Annotated in this window: 2 protein-coding genes; both read left to right on the forward strand. The window is 47.6% G+C overall.

The genetic code is table 11. The features are described from left to right. Positions 1-164: 164 nt before the first annotated feature. Positions 165-2135, forward strand: coding sequence for a choline/carnitine O-acyltransferase (locus tag KDK14_RS16005; RefSeq protein WP_257266177.1), 1971 nt, complete (start codon positions 165-167; stop codon positions 2133-2135). A gap of 468 nt (positions 2136-2603) precedes the next feature. Then, positions 2604-5077, forward strand: a 2474-nt coding sequence (locus KDK14_RS16010; protein WP_257266178.1) for an ankyrin repeat domain-containing protein, incomplete at its 3' end; no start/stop codon positions are given.

Consider the following 5077-nt stretch of genomic DNA (forward strand, 5'->3'; position numbering starts at 1 on the left):
TGTCCCGGAATAACTTCATCATTTTATTCAGACTGGGAAAATGCCGCCGCCCGCTACCTCCAAAAGCACAAGCGTTTCAGCTTTCGGGAAGCGGGCGGCGGGTAGCGTCTGTAAAAATGTCGAAGTTATTTCAGGACAGCTCCCAAGGTAATGAAGGTACAGATATGGACCCCGTTCCTGGTAGTAATATTGCCGGGGCAAGCATGAGCTTATCGCATCCGGTCAATAATTCCATATTTTGCAGGATGCCCTCTGGCGCCCGGGTTAAAGCAGTAAAAGCGGTAACGACAGTCAGGGGCCCGGCACGCTCAATTCCTGCCCAGCCCTTGACAGCGTTCAGTGCCTCCCGGACAGGGGAAGCGGAACCACTACCCTTGCCGCAGTGGCAATCTACCTTTAATAAACTTGGATCGCTGGTTGCCAGGATGGATGGCAGGTGGGTTGAGAGTGATGTTGCACAGTTTGTGAAAAAGCTGGATGACTTTCATTCAAACGTTGCGGTTGACCTGCAAAAAGCCCTTGAGAATGATGCTTCAACCGAAGCTGGCTGGTTCAGCAGAGGCTGGACAGACAGTTATCTCACATCGAGATTACCCCTTGGCGTTTATGTCAGCTTTGCCTTGAAATTAAATCTGCCAACGGTTGTAACCGGCGCTGCTTCAGGGGTGGCCCATACTTTTTATCCGGTTTCCGGGGCTGTTCTTGGTGCCTATGAGCACCTGCAAATGATCCAGGAAAAAAAGCTGGCGGTTGAATATGAGAAAGGCCGGGCCCTTTGCACGAGTCAACCGGCTCAGCTGTTCAGTCACCGCAAGGCCTGCCAGGGTAAAGATCAGCTGATTCCGTGCCTTCAGGGGAAAAAACAGCACATCATTGTGCTGTCAAAGGGACAACCTCATCGATTGCAAATAGCCGATGAATCAGGCAGGAAAATCAGTCTGCACGACCTTGCAGCAACGCTGTACGCCATTAATCTTGCGCCAGGGCGGGAGGATACGATTGATTTAACGCCAATGACATCAGGGGGGCGCAATCAGTGCGCTGCACTGCAAAAGGAGTTTATTGAGTCCAGTGGCGTCAATCGCGCAGTATGGCAACAGGTTGAAGAGGCATTTTGCTGTGTTTGCCTGGATGATCCTGACGGGCAAGCGAGTGGCAAGCAGTTATTGGCTGGTAATGGCAGTAACCGGTGTTTTGACAAGTCGCTGCAATTGATTGCCATGGCCAATGGCGAGGTTGGTGTAACCATCGAGCATACGCCAGCCGATGCTGGCGCCTGGCTCCCGCTATTCCATCGGATAATACAGCGATTGAGCAGTGGCAAATCGATGAATGGAGAGCTTCTACCCACTGTCGAACGGCTGGTTCCTGAAGTAAATGACAACTTGAAGTCAAAGCTGGCAAGTGCATCAGCTTGCTTTAAAGATCTGCTGGCTCAGGTTGAGTTAAAAGAGGTCACTGTGCAAAACGTTGACCAAACTGCATTGAAAGAGCAGGCGATCAGCCCGGATGCCTTTTATCAGCTGGTGTTCCAGCTGGCAGCCTGTCACGCCGGTTATAAGGCGCCCCCGACGTATGAATCGGTGTCAATGCGGCAATTCAAGTACGGTCGTACCGATGATTTGCGCAGTTTCTCGCCGGAAGTTTTGACATTCCTGACTGCGCTTGACAACGCCAATATCCCGGGTGCGAAAAAGGCTGAACTGTTAAGAAAAGCCCTCAAGGCCCACAGGCAGAAAATTAAAGAGTGTAAGGCGGGAGAAGGGATCTGCCGCCACCTGTTTGCCCTGGAGAAAAAATGGGAAACGCTGCACCCGGAGCAAGCAGCCAATAAACCCGGGATTTTTGCTGACCCCGTTTATCAGGATTTGGTCAACAGGAGTACGTTGTCCACATCCTGTGTCGCTGATCAAAGTATTAGCCACTTTGTCTTTGGGCCTGTGGACAATGACGGGCTGGGTATTGCCTACTATCCCACAGAGAACGACCTGCGTATGACCGTCAGTTGGAACAAGGAGAATCGGGAAAAAGCCCTGACATTTGTTGCCAGACTGGAGGCATCAGTCAATCAGCTGCTTGGGATGCTTGACATTGCCAGAAACCAGGAAACCAGAAGCCAGGGAGCCAGAAGTTAGATAATGGAGAATCGACGTCTTGTTATTGTTCGCTCCCATCAATTCATGCCACATAAGGAATTGTCCCGGAATAATTTCATCATTTTATTCAGTCCGGGAAATTGTCGCCGCCCACTTACAGCTCCCGCTTCCCGCAAAAACACAAGTAGCTCCAGCTTTTTGCGAAGCGGGCAGCGCCTTTAGAAATGTGGCAGTTATTTCAGGACAATTCATTCCCAGGTAGTTGGCCAAATGGAATCGCATATTTCTGGCTAAGTGGGCAATTACTATGCAAGGCGCGACGAAGGCAGCATAGCTACGGCTATGGTCCCTCCGCCTCACATAGTACCGGCCCGGGTAAATATTCGACGCCATATGGCCAGCCACTTAACAACAAGTCAAACGGTACTCACCGGGCGAGAACTTTTTAAGCTGTCAAATGTCATATATACATATGTTATTACGAGATGGGATTTTCAGGAGAAAAAAATGCAGCCAACAGGAATGATAATTCCAATATCATCCAATCCTCAAAGCACGGTAGATATTGATAAAACCACCAAAGTCCTGTCTGAAAAGCATAAACCCGGAACAGACACTACCAAAGCGGCATCCGTTGGCCAGCCCACGGTATTACGGCCTTCGCAAAACACAGTGTTGTCCGGAAGCTTTTTTGCCACAAGAGCGGTAAAACTGAACCCGGCCGATGCCATTGTTGGTGACCCTGACCCCGGTTCCAGTGGTAAAAAACCAGTTTTGCAGTTGTCTGATCGACTGCAATTGCTAAAGGCGCAGAGGGAGGAACTGCCAATTTCTTTGAAAGCAACTTCATCGTGTCAGCTCACCCAGCAAGCTAATTCACCCAGGCAAGACCTGATAAACCTGATAGAACAGGGAGATGCAAAAAAAGTAAAAGAATGCATTACCAATAACCCCCTTTCTTTAAATATTAAAGATGCAAATGGTAACTCCGTACTGCATTTGGCGATATTACATGGCCATGAAGAATTATGCCGGGTGTTCGTTAACAGCGCCCGGCACCTGTTGCAGACAACAAATGATAACGGTGAACACCCGTTACATATTGCAGCCAGAGAAAAACAAAACAAATGTTTGCGATTTTTACTGGACAACTACCCCGATACCTCATCATTGGATAATGCGTTGGTGGCAATCGACAAATCAAGAATGAACCCGGTTCAGCTGGCAGCTCTAAACGGAAATACCGCCGGTTTAATGGCCATGCTTGATTATGAAACTGGCAGGCATATGTTGCGCTGGCGTGGCGATTCCCCTGTTTTGCTGGCGATAAGGAATGAGCATACAGAGTGCGTGGCAGCTATTCTCAGCAGGAAAAAAACCGAAGGGGTTCTATTTAAATACCCTTACTTTCGCGATGCCATAGCGTATGGTCGGCTGGACTGTTTAAAATTACTCGTACAAAAGTATCCGGATTCTTTCACCACAAAAAGTCCTTTTTTAAAAAGCTTGGCTACTTTAATCCAGTTAGCTATAACAAGTGACCATGATAAAATTCTGCAATACCTTCTTGAGCAACCTTTGTTCATCAATCACCTGACCAAAATGGAATATGCCTCTGAATTCATATGCAAAAAAAATTCTACCTGTGCAAAACTGATCAGAGATGCCCGGGAGAAAGTGAAGCTACCTTTTTGCCCGGTGAAGAATTTCGATAAAAAACTATTCCAACAGACCCTTCAGCGGGAAAAGCATGAAATTGCCAAAAAAAATATCCTGGTAGCAAAGCAGGCCGCACGGTTGCACCTGCATTCATTACCTGGTGAGCTAGCGAATTACTTTCCCGGGAGCATATCGTCCACCGACGATCTGTTACAGGTAAAAGCCTTGCTCAGCGGATTGCCGGAAATAGGCGTTTATTTACGTTGCTACACAGATAGTGCCGATAAAAAAGACCAATTCTGGGCTATGGGTGATGCCACGGCATCGATCGAAATGATTAAAACCCTGGTTGCCCTGGGTGCCAAAACGATTCATGCACAATTGTCACCTCCGGATGACAGTGATTTCATGACACGACAGAAATACAGCCATGAGGAACAGGTAAGTTACATAAAGAAACAGCGTATAGCGTTATCGAAGCTGGCTTACTTACTGCCAGGCATAAAAATTAAACCGGGCACCCAGGAAATTTATTTAAAAAATACAAGGGTTATCATTTCCACCTGTCCCGTCCGAATGGAGAATAAAATCAATGCTGCTGTTACTCTCTCATTCATCGGAGCCGCAGCAATTTACTGGCAATCAGGATACGTACCGGAGTCCTGTCTTAATGTAAAACCCTATCGTTTTCGCTCTGAACACGAGTCAATGTATCTGGATCCCGACACATCCAACATGAATAATGGCAACTCTCCATGGTCAAGCCCATTCAATTTTTTAAAATCCATTGTCAAATCGACCATTGCTTCCATGTACGGCATCAGTCCAATGCCTGATTATAATATCACCCCTTTGAATCTGCCGGTAAACTCCATTATTTTCAGTCATGATTTGCAATTACAGGAAACGGAAATATCGGCCGAATCCGTTGATAGCCATCAGGCAACATTAATCACTGCAATTAACCAACTGTGCGATTCAGCCGCTAAAGGGGAAATACAAACCGCTGTAGTTTATGGTCTGCATCATGGTGATTTGGGCCATGCTAAAACAACGATACTAACCAACTGGCTTGGCGCCATTAAAATACATCAGGATCAGGTATCGGAACACCTTCCGGTGGTGGTGACCACTTCGGTCAGCGCTTTCAGTACTGAAGAAGGCAAGAGTGCGTTGAACGAAATCGCCAGAACCACTGGTTTTACACTGATTGACTTTCGGGACCAACAAGACCGGGCTGCTTTAATGGCTGCAGGCAAGGGCCAACGGTTACTGTGTCTTATGCCCAGTTTGCCAAGGCAAAGTTTCAACAAACTGGTGCA

Origin of the sequence: Endozoicomonas sp. ONNA2, from assembly GCF_024606365.1 — a bacterium.
In the GTDB taxonomy this organism is placed as follows: domain Bacteria; phylum Pseudomonadota; class Gammaproteobacteria; order Pseudomonadales; family Endozoicomonadaceae; genus Endozoicomonas.